Annotated in this window: 1 tRNA gene; it reads left to right on the plus strand. The window is 51.4% G+C overall.

Annotation, left to right across the window (positions count from 1 at the left end):
• Positions 1-93: 93 nt before the first annotated feature.
• Positions 94-169: transfer RNA gene (locus ACOJB8_RS41225), tRNA-Ala, on the plus strand.
• Positions 170-514: the final 345 nt, after the last annotated feature.

Genomic DNA, 514 nt, shown 5'->3' on the forward strand with positions numbered 1-514 from the left:
GAGCACCGTCTTGATAAGGCGGGGGTCGATGGTTCGAATCCATCCAGACCCACCACTGTCTGTGGCGGGCAGATCCCTTGAGTATGTGTGACTGGGGGATTAGCTCAGCTGGGAGAGCACCTGCTTTGCAAGCAGGGGGTCGTCGGTTCGATCCCGTCATCCTCCACCAATCCTCAATGCACAGCGTTCTGCACGAAGCAGAACCTTTTGCATTGGCGATTGAGCCAGTCAGAGCGGTATGACGCATCACTGCGAAATATCGGCTGTCGTTCTTTAACAATCAGGAAGAAGTAGTAAAGAGATTCATCCAAAACACACCTGGAGATGGGTGTGGAGTAGGTGAATCAGGGTTGTGATTGTATCAATGTATTTTTAAGTGATCGAAAGATTGCCTTGAAATACGGCGCAACACGAATACTCAACCTGTAGCGAGTGGGTCCGAAGTGAGCAATCACCGCGAGACACACCCGTTATAGGGTCAAGCGAACAAGTGCATGTGGTGGATGCCTTGGCG

This window comes from Paraburkholderia sp. BR10141 (assembly GCF_056155635.1).